The 15,889-nt window shown below is 67.6% G+C and carries 17 protein-coding genes; 5 read left to right on the forward strand and 12 right to left on the reverse strand.

Features of this window, described 5'->3' with window-relative positions:
• Positions 1-14: 14 nt before the first annotated feature.
• The 6 genes from QLQ15_RS18040 to QLQ15_RS18065 form a co-directional block, all read right to left on the reverse strand.
• Positions 15-650, reverse strand: a complete 636-nt coding sequence (locus QLQ15_RS18040) for a glutathione S-transferase N-terminal domain-containing protein (RefSeq protein ID WP_283214329.1) — start codon at positions 648-650, stop codon at positions 15-17.
• 149 nt (positions 651-799) lie between these two features.
• The gene (locus QLQ15_RS18045) at positions 800-1,591 is read right to left on the reverse strand and encodes a cytochrome c1 (protein ID WP_283214283.1); all 792 of its coding nucleotides are present in this window, start codon (positions 1,589-1,591) and stop codon (positions 800-802) included.
• A complete protein-coding gene (locus QLQ15_RS18050; protein WP_283214284.1) occupies positions 1,584-2,843 on the reverse strand; it encodes a cytochrome b in 1,260 nt (419 codons plus the stop codon). The genes QLQ15_RS18045 and QLQ15_RS18050 overlap by 8 nt, the downstream gene beginning before the upstream one ends.
• Before the next feature lie 3 nt (positions 2,844-2,846).
• Positions 2,847-3,470, reverse strand: a complete 624-nt coding sequence (gene petA, locus QLQ15_RS18055; RefSeq protein WP_283214285.1) for a ubiquinol-cytochrome c reductase iron-sulfur subunit — start codon at positions 3,468-3,470, stop codon at positions 2,847-2,849.
• Positions 3,471-3,638: 168 nt separating this feature from the next.
• Positions 3,639-4,559, reverse strand: a complete 921-nt coding sequence (locus QLQ15_RS18060; protein WP_283214286.1) for a lytic transglycosylase domain-containing protein — start codon at positions 4,557-4,559, stop codon at positions 3,639-3,641.
• 145 nt (positions 4,560-4,704) lie between these two features.
• Complete coding sequence (locus tag QLQ15_RS18065; protein ID WP_283214287.1) at positions 4,705-5,499, reverse strand: lytic transglycosylase domain-containing protein; 795 nt, start codon at positions 5,497-5,499, stop codon at positions 4,705-4,707.
• Between the two features lie 151 nt (positions 5,500-5,650).
• Here QLQ15_RS18065 and miaB point away from each other — a divergent pair, with 151 nt between their 5' ends.
• On the forward strand, positions 5,651-7,069 hold the full coding sequence (gene miaB, locus QLQ15_RS18070) for a tRNA (N6-isopentenyl adenosine(37)-C2)-methylthiotransferase MiaB (RefSeq protein ID WP_283214288.1): 1,419 nt from the start codon (positions 5,651-5,653) through the stop codon (positions 7,067-7,069).
• Between the two features lie 9 nt (positions 7,070-7,078).
• On the opposite strand, the gene QLQ15_RS18075 is transcribed toward miaB, so the two are convergent.
• Positions 7,079-7,732, reverse strand: a complete 654-nt coding sequence (locus QLQ15_RS18075) for a glutathione S-transferase family protein (protein WP_283214289.1) — start codon at positions 7,730-7,732, stop codon at positions 7,079-7,081.
• A 115-nt stretch (positions 7,733-7,847) separates the two neighbouring features.
• Here QLQ15_RS18075 and QLQ15_RS18080 point away from each other — a divergent pair, with 115 nt between their 5' ends.
• Positions 7,848-8,195 (forward strand): gamma-glutamylcyclotransferase family protein, encoded by a 348-nt coding sequence (locus tag QLQ15_RS18080; RefSeq protein ID WP_283214290.1) that lies wholly within the window; start codon positions 7,848-7,850, stop codon positions 8,193-8,195.
• 9 nt (positions 8,196-8,204) lie between these two features.
• Here QLQ15_RS18080 and QLQ15_RS18085 read toward each other — a convergent pair whose 3' ends face one another.
• The 5 genes from QLQ15_RS18085 to QLQ15_RS18105 form a co-directional block, all read right to left on the reverse strand.
• Positions 8,205-9,866, reverse strand: coding sequence for an amidohydrolase (locus tag QLQ15_RS18085; protein ID WP_283214291.1), 1,662 nt, complete (start codon positions 9,864-9,866; stop codon positions 8,205-8,207).
• 82 nt (positions 9,867-9,948) lie between these two features.
• The gene (locus tag QLQ15_RS18090; protein ID WP_283214292.1) at positions 9,949-11,067 is read right to left on the reverse strand and encodes an ABC transporter permease; all 1,119 of its coding nucleotides are present in this window, start codon (positions 11,065-11,067) and stop codon (positions 9,949-9,951) included.
• Positions 11,064-11,996: an ABC transporter ATP-binding protein gene (locus QLQ15_RS18095; RefSeq protein ID WP_283214330.1), complete on the reverse strand. Its 933-nt coding sequence runs from the start codon at positions 11,994-11,996 to the stop codon at positions 11,064-11,066. Before QLQ15_RS18095 ends, QLQ15_RS18090 begins: the two co-directional genes overlap by 4 nt.
• Before the next feature lie 25 nt (positions 11,997-12,021).
• Positions 12,022-13,008: an HlyD family secretion protein gene (locus QLQ15_RS18100; RefSeq protein WP_432277866.1), complete on the reverse strand. Its 987-nt coding sequence runs from the start codon at positions 13,006-13,008 to the stop codon at positions 12,022-12,024.
• A 3-nt stretch (positions 13,009-13,011) separates the two neighbouring features.
• Complete coding sequence (locus QLQ15_RS18105; RefSeq protein WP_283214293.1) at positions 13,012-13,704, reverse strand: TetR/AcrR family transcriptional regulator; 693 nt, start codon at positions 13,702-13,704, stop codon at positions 13,012-13,014.
• A 69-nt stretch (positions 13,705-13,773) separates the two neighbouring features.
• Between QLQ15_RS18105 and QLQ15_RS18110 the strand changes: the two genes are divergently transcribed.
• The 3 genes from QLQ15_RS18110 (at position 13,774) to ybeY (ending at position 15,834) form a co-directional block, all read left to right on the forward strand.
• Positions 13,774-14,064 (forward strand): hypothetical protein, encoded by a 291-nt coding sequence (locus QLQ15_RS18110; protein WP_283214294.1) that lies wholly within the window; start codon positions 13,774-13,776, stop codon positions 14,062-14,064.
• Between the two features lie 282 nt (positions 14,065-14,346).
• Positions 14,347-15,333 (forward strand): PhoH family protein, encoded by a 987-nt coding sequence (locus QLQ15_RS18115; protein WP_283214295.1) that lies wholly within the window; start codon positions 14,347-14,349, stop codon positions 15,331-15,333.
• Between the two features lie 21 nt (positions 15,334-15,354).
• The gene (ybeY, locus tag QLQ15_RS18120; RefSeq protein WP_283214296.1) at positions 15,355-15,834 is read left to right on the forward strand and encodes an rRNA maturation RNase YbeY; all 480 of its coding nucleotides are present in this window, start codon (positions 15,355-15,357) and stop codon (positions 15,832-15,834) included.
• The last annotated feature ends 55 nt before the right edge of the window (positions 15,835-15,889 follow it).

Consider the following 15,889-nt stretch of genomic DNA (forward strand, 5'->3'; position numbering starts at 1 on the left):
CGCAGGTGCGGCCGTCAGGACGGCAGATCGCGCAGCTTGCGCTCCTGCTCCGTCAGGCTGCGGGTGAAGCCAGGGTTGCGGAAGATGCGGTTGCCATAGTCCTCGATGGCCTTGCCATCCTTGGGCAGCGGAACGCCCAGGGCGTCCAGGCGCCAGATGATCGGCGCCATCGCGCAGTCGGCCAGGCTCATTTCCGGGTTGAGGAAGAACTTGCTCGCCTTGAACAGCGGTACGGACGCGGTAAGCAGTTCCTTCAGGCGCTTGCGGCCTGCTTCGGCCTGGGCCTTGTTGCCCAGCTGGATGGCCTGCACCTGCGGCACCCAATCGTGTTCCAGGCGCAGCATCGCCAGGCGCAGCCGCGCCCGGGACAGCGGGTCCACAGGCATCAGCGGCGGATGCGGGTAGCGTTCGTCGAGGTATTCGCTGACGACACTGGCCGCATAGAGGACCAGGTCGCGCTCGACCAGGGTCGGGACCGAATGGTACGGGTTGAGGTCGACGAGATCTTCGGGGGGATTCTGCGGATCGACCGGCACCAGATCGTAGGTCACGCCTTTGGCCGCCAGCACCAGGCGCACGCGGTGACACAGCACGCAATCGGTGGAAGAGAACAGCGTCAGGGCATTACGCATACGTGGACTCGCCGCCATCATCGACCTCTCCAGCCACCGGAATCCGCCGATGGGAAGACGCCATCCACCCCGTGTGGACGGTCGTCACGGCCTCGATTGGCAGCCCGCCTGCCCAAACCAAGGAGCCCGCACATCTCTGTACGGGCTCCAAGGGATACAGCAAGCGGTCAGTGCTTGTCCACGTCCCGCCAGTACTCGTGCTTGAGCAGGTAGGCCAGCAGGGTGAACATCGCCAGGAACAGGATGGCCCACACGCCGATGTTCTGGCGCTTGAGGGCAGCCGGCTCGCCGGCGTACTCGAGGAATGTAGTGATGTCGCGCACGGCCTGACTGAACTCGTCGGCGTTGAGCTCGCCCGGCTGGGTCACCTTCAGACCGAGGACCGGGCGATCGCCCGTCTTCTTGTCTGCCTCGCCGAACTCGGCGTGCTGCAGGCCCTGCAGCTCCCACAGGACGTTCGGCATGGAGGCGTTCGGGAAGAGCTGGTTGTTCCAGCCCAGCGGACGCGCCTCGTCCAGGTAGAAGGACTTCAGGTAGGTGTAGACCCAGTCCGTGCCGCGCACGCGCGCGATCAGGCTGAGGTCCGGCGGCATCTTGCCGAACCACTGGTTGGCATGTTCCGGGGTCAGGTTGACCTGGATCTGCTCGCCGAACTTGGCACCGGTGAAGTTGAGGTTGTTCATCACCTCGTCTTCGGTCAGGCCCAGGTCCTCGGCCATGCGCGAGTAGCGCAGGTACTTGAGCGAATGGCAGCCCGAGCAGTAGTTCATGTACAGCTTGGCACCACGCTGCAGCGACGCGCGGTCGCCCAGGTCGGTGCCCGACTGCTGCAGGTGCCCGCCTTCGGACGCGAATGCGCCGAAGGAGATCAGGAGGCCTGCGGCGAAGGTGGCGAGCTTCTTCACGATGCGCTTCTTCTGGACGGGTCGTTGGCTGGCGTGAGCGATCAGGTCAGTCATGCATCGTCACCCGTTCCGGCACCGGCTTGGTTTTGTCGAACTTGGTCCAAAGCGGCATGGTGATGAAGAAGACGAAGTACAGGAAGGTCAGCACGCGACCGATGATGGTCTCGACCGGGTCGGTACCCGGACCGGCGCCGATCTTGCCCAGCCACAGGAAGCAGATCGCCAGCACGCCCAGCATGACCTTGGTCATCCAGCCGCGGTAGCGGTGCGACTTCACCGGCGAGCGGTCGAGCCACGGCACCAGGAACAGCACCGCGATCGCCGCGAACATCACGATCACGCCGCTGAGCTTGTGCGGGATGACGCGCAGCATCGCGTAGTACGGGGTGTAGTACCACACCGGCTTGATGTGTTCCGGCGTCACCAGGCGGTTGGCCTCGGTGAAGTTGTCATGCTCCAGGAACCAGCCACCGAAGGCCGGCGCGAAGAAGATGACGAACGCGCACAGGATCAGGAAGAAGCCGACGCCGAACAGGTCCTTCACCGTGTAGTACGGGTGGAACGGAATGCCGTCGGCCGGCTTGTTCGGATCCCAGCGGTTGCCCTTCGGGCCCTTCTTGATGTCGACGCCGTCCGGGTTGTTCGAACCCACTTCGTGCAGCGCGCCCAGGTGCAGCACGACCAGCAGCAGCAGCACCAGCGGCAGCGCGATGACGTGCAGCGCGAAGAAGCGGTTCAGCGTGGCGTCGCCCGGCAGGTAGTCGCCCATGATCCATTCGGTCAGGCCGTTGCCGATGACCGGGATCGCGCCGAACAGCGAGATGATCACCTTGGCGCCCCAGAACGACATCTGGCCCCACGGCAGCACGTAGCCCATGAAGGCTTCGGCCATCAGGACCAGGTAGATCAGCATGCCCAGGATCCACACCAGTTCGCGCGGCTTCTGGTACGAGCCGTACATCAGGCCGCGGAACATGTGCAGGTACACGACGATGAAGAACATCGACGCGCCGGTGGAGTGCATGTAGCGGATCAGCCAGCCCCACTCCACGTCACGCATGATGTACTCGACCGACGAGAACGCTTCGGCCGCGGACGGCTTGAAGTGCATCGTCAGGAAGATGCCGGTGACGATCTGGTTGACCAGCACCAGCATCGCCAGCGAGCCGAAGTAGTACCAGAGGTTGAAGTTCTTCGGCGCGTAGTACTCGGTCATGTGCTTGCGGTACGCCGGCATCATGCCGGGCGCGCGCGCGTTGACCCAATCCATCACGCCATCGGCGGCACGGGTGAAGATGTTCGCCATGGCTTACGCCGCTCCCTTGCTGCTGGACGACGGATCGACACCGATGATGATCGTGTTGTCGTTCTCGTAGTGGTGCGGCGGCACGACCAGGTTGGTCGGCGCCGGGACGCCCTGGAACACGCGGCCGGCCATGTCGAAGCGCGACTTGTGGCAGGGGCAGAAATAACCGCCCTTCCACTCGGGATCGAACGGTTCCGGACGGATCTCGGCCTTCATTTCCGGCGAGCAGCCCAGGTGGGTGCACAGGCCGACCAGCACGGAGATCTCCGGCTTGATCGAGCGCCCCTCACCGGTGATGTACGCCGGCTGCTGGTCCTTGTTCTCGGACTTGGGATCGCGCAGGTGCCCGTCGAGGGTCGGCAGCGCGTCCAGGATCGCCTTGGAACGCTTGACGATCCAGATCGGCTGACCGCGCCACTCCATGATCAGACGCTGCCCTTCCGCCAGGGCGCTGATGTCCGCGGTCACCGGCGCGCCGGCGAGCTTGGCCCGTGCGCTCGGGTTCCAGGACTTGATGAACGGTACCGCCACAAAACCGGCACCGACCGCACCGACCACTGCAGTGGTCGCGGTCAGGAACCGACGGCGGCCCTGGTTGACAGGATCGTTGACCCCTTGGTTGGCCATCCGGCACTCCGCAAAGCTGGATCGAAGTAACACCGCACCGCCAACGCCACTGGCGACGGCTCGCGGCACAAAAGACGGGGAAGTGTAACGGAACGGTGAATGGCCCATCAATCCGCCGATGTTGCGCATCGGGGCCGGAGCGGCCCCGGCGGCGCCCCCCGGGGCCGGTCAGCGCATCACGCCCGCCGTTCCCCGGTAGCGGTCGGCCAGGACGGCCACCCGCTGCACGTATCGCTGGGTCTCGCTGTAGGGCGGCACGCCCTTGTACTTGTCTACCGCGCCTTCACCGGCGTTGTAGCCGGCCGCGGCGAGGGTCAGGTTGTTGTTGAAGCGCTTGAGCAGCCACGCCAGGTACTGCACGCCGCCCTGGATGTTCTGGCCGGCATCGAAGGGATTGCTCACGCCGAACCGTCGCGCCGTCGCCGGCATCAGCTGCATCAGCCCCTGGGCGCCGGCACGCGAGAGCGCGTTGGGGTTGTAGGCCGACTCGGCATGGATGATCGCGCGCACGATCGCCTCGTCCACGCCGTGCTGTCGCGAGGCGATGGAGATTTCGTCGCGGTAGGCATTGGTGTTGAGGCGCACCGTGCCGAAATTGACGCCGGGACGCGCCGCACAGGCGTAGCACGTCTCGATGTAGCTGTAGCGGATGGTGCGCACCGCCGAGGCATTGGCCACCTGCGGCTTGCGGCTGGTGTAGTGGCGGACGCCGTCCTGGATGTACGAGTACACCTGCCCCTGCACCACGCGCGGCGCATTCGCGCTGTAGCTGGCGGGCGCTGGAGACGGGACGGCCGGCACGGCCGCGGCCCTGGGTGCATCGGCGTGCGCGACGGCGGGTGACCCGCTCACGGCGCTGGTGGATGTCACGCCGCCCATCGCCACCTTCGGGGGCGTGGACGACACCGTAGTCGACGGGCGGGAAGCCGACGCCCCCCCGCTGATGACCGTGCAGCGGGCGCCGGGCGTGCGCTTGTTGACGTAGCTGCGGCTGCCATCGGGCGCGTCGCAACGGTACAGGGTGCCGGCCACGGTCGGCGCCGCAGCCAGCAGGCATGCCATCCCCAACAGCAGCGCGCCCCCCCTCATGTCCGCGAGTGTGTCCTGTCTCCCCGGCCTTCACAAGTCCTTGATTGCGCTGGGCCACAGGAAACGTGACCGCCCCCGCATCCCGTCCCGTCGCTGGGCGAAGCCGGCGTACCGGCTTCGCCCGCGCCGTGCCCCTGTCCTGTCCTCAGCGCACCACCGCCGTGCGGTAGCGCTCGGCGAGCACCGCGACCCGTTGCACGTAGCGCTGGGTCTCGCTGTAGGGCGGCACGCCCTGGTACCGGTCGACCGCGCCCTCGCCTGCGTTGTAGCCGGCGGCGGCGAGGGTGAGATTGCCGTTGAAGCGGTGCAGCAGCCACGCCAGGTACTGCACGCCGCCGCGGATGTTCTGGCGGATGTCGAACACATTGGCCACGCCAAACCGCCGCGCCGTGGCGGGCATCAGCTGCATCAGTCCCTGCGCGCCCACGCGCGATATCGCGTTGGGGTCGTAGGCCGACTCGGCGTGGATGATCGCCCGCACCACCGCCTCGTCCACGCCGAAATCGCGCGCTGCGGCGGCGATCTCCTTGCGGTAGGCGTCGGTGTTCAGGCGGATGGTGGCGAAGTCCAGTCCCGGCTGCAGCGCGCAGGCGAAGCAGCTTTCCATGTAGGTGTAGGTCTCCCGGCTCACCCGGCCCAACCCTGCCCGCGGTGCCGGACGGACGCTGCTGTAGAGGACCTCGCCGTTGTCGAGGTAGCGGTAGACCTCGCCCTGGGTCACCCGCATGGCGGCGGGCAGTTCGATGGTCCCCGCCTCCGCGGGCGGCAACGAATCGTCCGCTGCGGTCGGCGCGTGGGTGAAACCCAGTACGCGCGCGGGCGCGGTCGGTCGACTGGGCTGTCCCAGCGTCGCGGTGGTCGGATTCTGCTGGGCGAACGTAGGCGCGGCCGCCAACAGCCCCGCCAGCCCCAGCAATGCCAAGCGTGCCTTCACGGACATCCGGGCCCCTGCCGGCGCGACCCCGCGCCCTCCAACTGCCCTCGTATCAGGTAAACGCGATCCTGGCCCGTTCCCGGCCTGCCGGTCCCAGCCTGTAGAATGGCGCCCCCTCCGGCGCGGAATAACCGCCGCCCCTCCCGGATCGAGCCAGATGAGCCAGACCAGCCCCTCCAACGCGCCCACGGCCGCCGCCGAGCACGACACCGCCGCGCCCGCGACGAAGAAGCTCTACATCCAGACCCACGGTTGCCAGATGAACGAGTACGACTCGGCCAAGATGGCCGACGTGCTCGCCGCCAGCGACGGTCTGGAGCTGACGCAGAACGTCGAGGAAGCCGACGTCATCCTGATCAACACCTGCTCGATCCGCGAGAAGGCCCAGGAGAAGGTCTTCAGCCAGCTCGGCCGCTGGAAGTCGCTCAAGCAGGGCGACAAGCCGGTCGTCATCGGCGTCGGTGGCTGCGTGGCCTCGCAGGAAGGCGAGGCGATCGTGAAGCGCGCGCCGTTCGTGGACCTGGTCTTCGGCCCGCAGACGCTGCACCGCCTGCCCGAACTCATCCAGGCGCGGCGCGAGACCGGCCTGCCGCAGGTCGACATCTCCTTCCCGGAGATCGAGAAGTTCGACCGCCTGCCCGAACCGCGCGCCGAAGGCCCCAGCGCGTTCGTCTCGATCATGGAAGGCTGCAGCAAGTACTGCTCGTTCTGCGTGGTGCCATACACGCGCGGCGAGGAGATCAGCCGTCCCTTCGAGGACGTGCTGGTGGAAGTGGCCGACCTTGCCTCGCAGGGCGTGCGCGAGATCAACCTGCTCGGCCAGAACGTCAACGCGTATCGCGGCCCGATCGCGCCAGCCGAAGACGGCGGTGATGGCGAAGTCGCCGACCTCGGCCTGCTCATCCGCGCCATCGCCGAAATCGAAGGCGTCGGCCGCATCCGCTTCACCACCTCGCACCCGCTGGAGTTCTCGGACTCGCTGGTCGAGGCCTATCGCGACGTGCCCAAGCTGGCCAACTACCTGCACCTGCCCGTGCAGGCCGGCAGCGACCGCATCCTGGCGGCGATGAAGCGCGGCTACACGGCGCTGGAGTTCAAGCAGAAGATCCGCAAGCTGCGCGCGGTACGCCCGGACATCTCGATCAGCTCCGACTTCATCGTCGGCTTCCCGGGCGAGACCGATGCGGATTTCGAGAAGACCATGAAGCTGATCGAGGACGTCGGCTTCGACCAGTCGTTCTCGTTCATCTACTCGCGCCGACCCGGTACGCCAGCCGCCGACCTGGAAGACAACGTCTCCAGCGAGGAGAAGCATGCGCGCCTGTCGCGCCTGCAGGCGCACATCAACGCGCACGCGCGTTCGATCTCGGACGCGATGGTGGGCAGCACGCAGACCGTGCTGGTCGAAGGCCCGTCGAAGAAGAACCCGAACGAGCTGACCGGCAAGACCGAGAACATGCGCTCGGTGAACTTCCCCGGCCACGCGCGCCTGATCGGCCAGTTCGTCGATGTCGTCATCACCGAGGCGATGAGCAACTCGTTGCGCGGACGCGTCGCGGTGGCGGACGTCGCGTAAGCGGCCGCTTCAGTAGTCGTCGAGCCACACCGGCGGCAGGCCGCGCGCTTCGGCCATCCACTCCTCCACCGCCGGCCGCGCCATCAGTCGCTGCGCCCACGCGGCACCTTCGGGTGCCGCTTCGAGGTCCGGCGAATGCGCCATCAGGCGAGCCACTGTCGGAACCAGCGCGAGGTCCGCCAGCGACAGTTCGCCGGCCAGCCACGGACCGCCGCTGCGCAGCAGCGTCTGTTCGCAGATCTCGAAGAACCGTGACGCCTCTTCCCGCTCGCTCGCTGTCATCACGCGACGGTCCGCGTAGAACGCACTTTCGAACGACAACCGCGCGCAGAGGCCGGACAGACCCGCATGCTGCCAGGCGAACAGCGAGCGCGCAGTGGCGCGCGCCATCGGATCGGCCGGCCACAGGCGGCCGCCGGCCAGGTCGCTGGCGTATTCCATGATGGCGAGTGAGTCGAAGATCACCGTCTCGCCTTCCACCAGCACCGGAACCGAGCCGGGCGGCGAGAAACGCCGGATGCGCGCGAGGTTGTCGAGGCGTTGCGGCATGCGGATATCGACGATGCGTTCCTCGAAATCCACCTCCGCCTCGCGCAGCGCCAGCCAGGCGCGGAAGGCCCAGCTGGAGGCGTTGCGAGTGCCTGAATACAGGATTCGCTGCACGATCGTCTCTCCGTTCCGGAGCGTCATCCGCGAGACGATAGCGTTCCATCGCGAGGACGGCGCAGGTGCACGTGTTGTGACATTGTCGCCCAATCGACCTTCAGGAGCGACCGGGATGCGGATCGAGCATCTGTTCGTGTACGGCAGCCTCGCGCCGGGACAGTCCAACGCGCACGTACTGGCGGAGGTTCCGGGCGACTGGACACCGGGGACGGTCACCGGAACGCTACGCCAGGAAGGCTGGGGCGCGGCGCTGGGTTATCCGGGCCTGGTGCTGGACGAGTGCGGTGCGGACGTGCGCGGCCTCGTCTTCTCGTCCACGCAGTTGCGCGAACACTGGGATCGTCTGGACGCGTTCGAAGGCAGCGGCTACGAACGCGTCATCACGCGCGCGCGTCTGGACGACGGCACGACGGTGCAGGCGCATGTCTACGCATTGCGCCCGCACCACACGCCGGGATGACGCTCGCGCTTACTTCGCGCGATACACCGCCTCGCCGTCCACGTAGGTCGCCTGCACGCTGAGATTGCGCAGACCCGACGGCGCGATCGCCAGCGGGTCTTCGGTCAGCACGACGAAGTCCGCTCGCTTGCCGACCTCCAGGCTGCCCACTTCGTTCTCGGCGAAGCCGGCGTAGGCCGCGTCCAGCGTGAAGCCGCGCAGCGCCTCGAAGGCAGTGAGCTTCTCCTGCGGGAACCAGCCGCCCGCCGGCAGGCCCTGTGCATCGGCGCGCGTGGCCGCGGCATACAGGCCGAAACGCGGATCGACCGATTCCACCGGGAAATCCGATCCCAACGCCAGACGGGCCCCACTGTCGCGCAACTGGCGCCACGCATACGCGCCGATGATGCGTTCGGCGCCCACGCGATCCTGGGCCCACGGCATGTCGCTGGTCGCGTGCGTGGGCTGCATCGAGGCGATCACGTGCAGCTGCGCCAGGCGCGGCAGGTCCTGCTTCGACAGCACCTGCGCATGTTCGATGCGCCAGCGGTGGTCGGTGGTGGTGGCGTCGTTGCCCAGTGCCTTCGCGTACGCCTCCAGCACGACATGGTTGCCACGGTCGCCGATGGCGTGCGTGGCCACCTGCACGCCACAGCGCTTGGCCTTCTCGACGGCAACGGCGATCTGCTCCGGCGACGTCACCATCAGGCCGAGGTTGCCGTGGTCGTCGCTGTACTCCTGCAGCATCGCCGCGCCGCGGCTGCCAAGCGCACCATCGGCGTACAGCTTCAACGTGCGCATCTTCAACCGGCCCGATGGGTGCGCATACAGACCGTTCGCGCACAGCGATTCGAGGGCTTCGTTGTTGCCGTCGGCCATCGCGGTGATGCGCAACGGCATCGCACCGCGGTCGGCCAGGCGCTGGTAACGCTTGAGTTCGGCAAGGCTGACGCCCGCGTCGTGCACGCCGGTCAGGCCGTGCTCGACCGCCGACTGCATGCCCAGCGACAGCGCGCGCTCGGCGGTGGCTTCGTCCAGCGGCGGCCGCGCCTGATCAACCAGCGACATCGCACCGTCGACGAAGATGCCCGTGGCCTTGCCACCGGCGCGTTCGATCCGGCCGCCGTCGGGCTGCCAGTCGCCGGAGAGATCGCGCTTCACCGCACGCATCGCCGCGGTGTTGGCCCAGCCCGCGTGGCCGTCGATGCGCTCCAGCCAGACCGGACGGTCCGGGAACGCGGCATCCAGGTCGGCCGCCGTGGGGAAGCGCTTCTCCGGCCAGTCGTTCTGGTCCCAGCCGCGACCGATCAGCCAGGCGCCGGCCGGCAGTTGCTTCGCGAAGGCCTGCAGGCGCTGCAGCACGTCCTGCTTGTCGTCCGCACCCACCAGATCCGCGCTGAGCATGGTCATGCCCAGGCCGGACACGTGCGCGTGCGCATCGATGAGACCGGGGATGACCGTCGCGTTGCCGACATCCAGGCGCGTCGCCTTCGGGTAACGCTTGCCCAGCGTCGCCGCGTCGCCCAGCGCAAGGATGCGACCGGTGTCGTCGAAGGCCATCGCCTGCGCCGTGGGATGCGCGGTCTCCAGCGTGTGGATCTTCGCCGCGGTGAGCACTGTCACCTTGGCCCCCAACGCCGTTCCCGACATCACCGCCAGCGCCGCCGACACGGCCCAAACGAGCTTGCGCATCCCCATTCCCCAATGTCCGAAAGTGTCCGGACTGTGCGCAAACCGGACGCCCGTGGCAAGTGCGACGGGCGCGAAGGCGCCCTCAGTCCAGCCGCTTCCGGAAGCGCGCGATGGCCGCGGTCATCATCACGGCGGTGAAGGCCAGCAGGGCCAGCACGTCGTGCCACAGCTCCCACAGGCTCGCGCCGCGCAGCACGATGCCGCGGATCAGGCGCAGGAAATGTGTCAGCGGCAGCGCCTCGGCCAGCCACTGCACCACGCGCGGCATGCCGGCAAAGGGAAACATGAAACCCGACAGCAGGATCGACGGCAGGAACACGAAGAACGTCATCTGCATCGCCTGGAACTGCGAGCGCGCCTTGGTCGAGATCAACAGGCCCAGCGTCAGGTTGGCGAAGATCAGCAGCACCGCGGCGAGGTAGACATCGAGCAGGCTGCCGCGGATGGGCACCTGGAACAACCACACGCCCAGCACCAGGATCACGGAGGTCTGTATCAGCCCGATCGCCGCGTACGGCAGCACCTTGCCGATCATCAACTCCGAACGCGAGAGCGGCGTGGCGATCAGCAGTTCCATGTTGCCGCGCTCGCGCTCGCGCACGATGGCCACACCGGTGAACAGCACCATGGTCATGGTGAGGATGACGCCGATCAGCCCGGGCACGATGTTGACGGCCGATCGCCGCTCCGGGTTGTAGAAAGCCACCACGCTGATCTGTCCGCGCGCCACCTGCCCCGCGCCTTCGCGCAGCGGCCGCGTGTTGTCGACCGGCGCCGTGGCCAACGGCAGCTGCGCCAGCTGCACCGCCGCGCTCTGCACCACGGTGTCGCTGCCATCCACCATCACCTGCACGGCTTCGCGGCCTTCGAAGCGGCGGCGCTCGAAATCGGGCGGGACCACCACGCCCACGCTGATCTCGCCGCGGCGCAGCCGCTCCATCAGCTCCTGTGGTGCGGTCGCACTGACGGTCGGCGTGATGACGCCGGTGGCCACCATGTCCATCACCAGCGCGCGCGAGCCTGCTGTGTTGGCCTGGTCGGCGATGCCCGTGGACAAGCCGCGCAGGTTGAGGTTGATCGCATAGCCGAACAGAACCAGCTGCATGACCGGGATGCCGACGATCATCGCCAGCGTGATGCGGTCGCGGCGCATCTGTCGCAGTTCCTTCTGCACGATCGCGAACAGGCGGCGCAGGCTCATGCGGCACGCTCCTGCGCTTCGGTGTTGCGACCACGCGTGGCCGAGACGAACACGTCCTCCAGATTGGGCTGCGACGGAACGACGTCGGCGTCCAGGCCCGCATCGGACAACGCCCTGCGCACGCGCTCCGCAGCATCGCCATCGGGCGCATTGAGCACGCGCAGCGAATTGCCTATCTGGGCCACGCTCAGCACGCCCGGCACGGCGACCAGCACCTGCTGCGCGCGACGCGGCTGCGCGGCCTTCACCTCGAGCGTGCGGCCGGCGAGTTCGCGCGTGAGATCGTCCGGCGTGCCGTCCGCGACGAGCGCGCCGCGGTCGAGGATGGCGATGCGATGGCAACGCTCGGCCTCGTCCATGTAGTGCGTGGACACCAGGATCGTGGTGCCCGCGTCGGCCAGGTCGAACAGCTTTTCCCAGAAATCCCGCCGCGATTCGGGATCGACCGCGCTGGTGGGTTCGTCGAGGAACAACAGTTCGGGCTTCTGTATCACCGCGCCGGCCAGCGCCAGGCGCTGCTTCTGGCCGCCGCTCAGGGTGCCGGCGAGTTGTTTCTGACGGTCGGCGAAGTGGTAGTGCTCGACGAGTTCGTCGATGCGCTGCGCTGCCTGCGCACGCGGGATGTCCTGCACCGCGGCGAGGAATTCCAGGTTCTCGCGCACGCTCAGGTCCTCGAACAACGAGAACTTCTGCGTCATGTAACCGATGCGTCGACGCAGTTCCTCGGCCTGCTCGGGAATACGCAGGCCCAGCACTTCCACTTCGCCTTCGGTAGGGGTGAGCAGGCCGCACAGCATGCGGATGGTGGTCGTCTTGCCCGAGCCATTGGGTCCGAGGAACCCGTACACATGCGCGCGCGGTACGCTCAGGTCTACGTGGTCGACCGCGACCAGTTGGCCGAAGCGCTTGGTCAATCCGCGCGCGCGGATCGCGAGGTCGTCGCGGGACGTCGCCTCACTCATGGCCACCGGTCGCGAACTCCACACGCACCGGCACGCCGGCTGGCAGCGTTGCGCGGTTACCGCCGGTGATCTCCACTTCGGCCAGATAGCTCAGGCGCGAGGCGTCGTCGCCGATCAGTGCGTAGTACGGCGTGAACGTGGGCTCGCTGCGGATCATGCGCACGCGGCCCGGCAGGGCCTCGTCGCGACCACCCACGAACACACGCGCCGATTGCCCGACCTGCACATCCGGGCGGATCGGCTCGGGCACGTAGACGCGAGCATGCGGTGCGTCGCCGACCAGCAGGATGGCCAGCGGCGCCCCCACGGGCGCCTGGTCGCCCAGCCGGTACGGCAGGCTGTCGACGACGCCGGCACGCGGCGCGACCAGGTCGAGTTTCTCCAGTGTCACCGCCTGCGTGGCAGCCTGCGCCTGCGCGGCGGCAACGGCGGAACGGCCCTGTGCGATCTGCTCGATGCGCGTGCCGCGTTCCAGTTCCAGCAGTTCCTGCTGCGCGGCTCGCACCGCGGCCTCGGCGGAGTCGGCGGACGCGCGTGCGCGGTCGACATCGGACGCCGCGACCAGTTGCTGCCGGCCCAGCGGCAGCAACCGATTGGAGAATGCCCGCGCATCAGCCGCCTGCGCACGCGCCGCGGCAAGACGGGCCTTTGCCTGGGAGATCTCCTCGGCACGCGGCCCGGCTTCGAGTTCCGTGAGCACTTCGCCGGCCTGTTGCGCCTGCGCCTGCAGCGCGGCCAGTTGCGACTGCGTGCGCGCCAGTTCCAGTTGCACCAGCCGCGCGCCGGCGTTCACGCGCTGCCCCTCGCGCACATCGATTCGCACGATCTTCTCCGCCGCCGGTGCGGGCAGCGCGATGCGGTCCCACTCCAGCGTGCCCAGCGCCTGGGGCGCGTCGCGGCCGCACGCCGCCAGCAGCATCGTTGCGGCGATGGCCAGCAGCATCCCGGGTTCGCGCAGTCGGATGGCGTTGTTCTTCATGGTTCAGTCCATGCCCAGGCCGCGATCCAGCAGGGCAAGCGTGTGCCGTCGCAGCGCTTCGAAATCGAGATCGTCCGCCTGCAGCATGCGACGCCAGATCGGCGCGCCCGCTGCGGGGAACAACGTGAGGCCGACCAGCGACACCATCAGCAGGCGGGGGTCGAGGTCTTCGTTGAGCTCGCCGCGCGACTGCGCCTGCGCGAACCGCTCGGCCATCATCCGCGGCAGCTGCGGACCGATGCGATCGAACAGAACATCGCGCAGCGCACCACCCTCGCACAGCACTTCGCGCACCCACAACGGCGGCAACCACGGGTGCTCGGTCACCACGCGACCGATGCCCTGCACGAAGGCGGCGATCAGCGCCGCCACGTCGTCGCCGGCATTCATCACCGCCTCCCGCAACCGATCGAATGCCGGCAGCACCCGTTCGGCGATCACCGCTTCCTGCAGTTGCGCCTTGTCGCCGAAGTAGTAGTGGAGCAGCGCCGGCGTGACGCCGGCCTCAGCGGCGATCGCGCGCACGGGCGTGGCCGCGATGCCCTGGCGGACGAAACAGGCGACGGCGGCGTCGAGCAGTCGTTCGCGCAGATCGGGGCCATCGGCGCCGGGACGCCCGGGGGAACGTCGTCCCGAATCGACCCGACCCCGCTTACGGGACGCGGAAGGCGCCTCGGAGAGTGGTTTGTCGCGCATGGACGTTATTTAATTGGTTGATTAATTAGATCGCAAGCCCGTTCCGACGAGCGGTCGCATCGCCCGCGAATGTTCAACCCCGGCACGGCCCTGCTCTATCGTTGGTTTCCGCCCGCGATGCCTTCCTCCGCCATGCCACCTGCCCCACCCACCCTGCTCCAGCGCTGCGCCCTTGGGCTCTGGTTCCTGGGATTGGGCGCGCTGGGCCTGCTGCGCTGGTGGATGCGCCATGCGCGTGATGCGGAGGCCGCGACCGACGTCGTCATGCAGGTGTGGTGGTGGGGTTCGCTGACACTGATCGCGGTCGGGATCGGGTGGACGGCACGCGCGTTCGCAACACACAGAAGGCAGCAACCGTAGCGGCACGATACGCCGCGCACGGCACGCGGGAATTGCGGGCCACACGGACGCATCCGGCAATGCCTCTTCCTTTCCACCGCTCGTCACACCACTGTCGACCATCAACGCGATTGCCCACGTTATCGACCGGCATGCGCGGACGATCGCGATCGCATCGATGCGCTCAGCGTCATCGCCGGCGGACGCAGCACGAATGCATGCCTGACGCGTCGCCTCGGGTTTTGCGAAAACGCCGGCATGGGCGCAAGCTTCCCAGCCTGCACCCTCCCCCAGACCCTAACGATGGCTTCACGAACCACGTCCGAATTCGTCCTGGAACCGGCCGAAACCGAGCGCCTGGCGAACCTCAGCGGTCCCTTCGACGGCCACCTGCGCATGATCGAACTGCGCCTGGGCGTGGAGATCGCCAATCGCGGCAACATCTTCCGCATCGTCGGCCCGCAGGACGCGGTGAACAAGGCCGAGCGACTGCTGCGCGACCTCTGGCGCGACGCCGCCGAAGAGGCGCTGACCGAACCGGCCATCCACCTGCGCCTGACCGAGATCGACGCGGACCAGGTCGCCAACGACGATGTCGAACCGCAGGAGGTCGCCATCCGCGTCAAGCGCGGCACCATCCGCGGTCGCGGCCTCAACCAGGCCAAGTACCTGCATGCCATCGCCACGCACGACATCAACTTCGGCATTGGTCCGGCGGGCACCGGCAAGACCTTCCTCGCCGTCGCCAGTGCGGTGGAAGCGTTGAACGAAGCGCGCGTGCAACGCCTGGTGCTGGTGCGCCCGGCGGTGGAAGCCGGCGAGAAACTCGGCTTCCTTCCGGGCGATCTCACCCAGAAGGTCGACCCTTACCTGCGCCCGCTGTACGACGCGCTGTACGAAATGCTCGGCGTGGAGAAGGTGGTCAAGCTGCTGGAGAAGAACGTCATCGAGATCGCACCGCTGGCGTACATGCGCGGACGCACGCTTAACGATGCGTATGTGATCCTCGACGAGGCGCAGAACACCACGATCGAGCAGATGAAGATGTTCCTGACCCGCATCGGCTACGGCTCCACCGCCGTCGTCACCGGCGACCTGACCCAGATCGACCTGCCCAAGCACCAGAAGTCCGGCCTGAAGGACGCACTGGACGTACTGCGCAACGTCAACGGCATCAGCTTCACTTTCTTCGAATCGCGCGACGTCGTGCGTCATCCACTGGTGGCCCGCATCGTCAATGCCTACGACGCGCGCGACGCGCAGGACGCGGCCACCGGCCCGTCCGCCTGATCCCTGCGAGCAACCCACTCCATGACCCGCGGCCCCATCCGACTCGACGTCGCCATCAACTACGCGGTGCCCCGCACCGGCATCCCTTCGGCAGTCAGCTTCCGCAAATGGGTGGCTGCAGCGCTGGAGGCCCGCATCCGCGAGGCCGACCTGGCCATCCGCATCGTCGGCACCAAGGAAGGCCGCGCGCTCAACAGCCACTACCGCGGCAAGGACTACGCGACCAACGTGCTCAGCTTCCCGGCCGAATTGCCGGAAGGCCTGCCCAAGGGCGTGAAGATGCCGCTGCTGGGCGATCTGGTGATCTGCGCACCGGTCGTCGCGCGTGAGGCGAAGGAACAGAAGAAACCGCTGGCTGCCCACTACGCCCACCTCACCGTGCACGGCGTGCTCCATCTGCTGGGCTGGGACCACGAGGACGAAAAGGAGGCCATCTGCATGGAACAGCTGGAGCGCGAGATCCTGGCCGCGCTGGGCATCGCCGACCCCTACCAGGACTGACGGACGGGCCCAGGCCGCCGAGCGGGCCCCGCCTAACCGCGCTAGACTGGAATGC

This window comes from Lysobacter stagni, from assembly GCF_030053425.1.
Classification (GTDB): domain Bacteria; phylum Pseudomonadota; class Gammaproteobacteria; order Xanthomonadales; family Xanthomonadaceae; genus Lysobacter_J; species Lysobacter_J stagni.

What these genes read in the sequence shown, in the direction of transcription:
- QLQ15_RS18045 (WP_283214283.1), bottom strand. Translation starts at nt 1,591, where the DNA reads ATGACTGACCTGATCGCTCACGCCAGCCAACGACCCGTCCAGAAGAAG.
- QLQ15_RS18115 (WP_283214295.1), top strand. Translation starts at nt 14,347, where the DNA reads ATGGCTTCACGAACCACGTCCGAATTCGTCCTGGAACCGGCCGAAACC.
- QLQ15_RS18080 (WP_283214290.1), top strand. Translation starts at nt 7,848, where the DNA reads ATGCGGATCGAGCATCTGTTCGTGTACGGCAGCCTCGCGCCGGGACAG.
- QLQ15_RS18065 (WP_283214287.1), bottom strand. Translation starts at nt 5,499, where the DNA reads ATGTCCGTGAAGGCACGCTTGGCATTGCTGGGGCTGGCGGGGCTGTTG.
- ybeY (WP_283214296.1), top strand. Translation starts at nt 15,355, where the DNA reads ATGACCCGCGGCCCCATCCGACTCGACGTCGCCATCAACTACGCGGTG.
- QLQ15_RS18085 (WP_283214291.1), bottom strand. Translation starts at nt 9,866, where the DNA reads ATGCGCAAGCTCGTTTGGGCCGTGTCGGCGGCGCTGGCGGTGATGTCG.
- petA (WP_283214285.1), bottom strand. Translation starts at nt 3,470, where the DNA reads ATGGCCAACCAAGGGGTCAACGATCCTGTCAACCAGGGCCGCCGTCGG.
- QLQ15_RS18090 (WP_283214292.1), bottom strand. Translation starts at nt 11,067, where the DNA reads ATGAGCCTGCGCCGCCTGTTCGCGATCGTGCAGAAGGAACTGCGACAG.
- miaB (WP_283214288.1), top strand. Translation starts at nt 5,651, where the DNA reads ATGAGCCAGACCAGCCCCTCCAACGCGCCCACGGCCGCCGCCGAGCAC.
- QLQ15_RS18040 (WP_283214329.1), bottom strand. Translation starts at nt 650, where the DNA reads ATGGCGGCGAGTCCACGTATGCGTAATGCCCTGACGCTGTTCTCTTCC.
- QLQ15_RS18100 (WP_432277866.1), bottom strand. Translation starts at nt 13,008, where the DNA reads ATGAAGAACAACGCCATCCGACTGCGCGAACCCGGGATGCTGCTGGCC.
- QLQ15_RS18050 (WP_283214284.1), bottom strand. Translation starts at nt 2,843, where the DNA reads ATGGCGAACATCTTCACCCGTGCCGCCGATGGCGTGATGGATTGGGTC.
- QLQ15_RS18105 (WP_283214293.1), bottom strand. Translation starts at nt 13,704, where the DNA reads ATGCGCGACAAACCACTCTCCGAGGCGCCTTCCGCGTCCCGTAAGCGG.
- QLQ15_RS18060 (WP_283214286.1), bottom strand. Translation starts at nt 4,559, where the DNA reads ATGAGGGGGGGCGCGCTGCTGTTGGGGATGGCATGCCTGCTGGCTGCG.
- QLQ15_RS18110 (WP_283214294.1), top strand. Translation starts at nt 13,774, where the DNA reads ATGTTCAACCCCGGCACGGCCCTGCTCTATCGTTGGTTTCCGCCCGCG.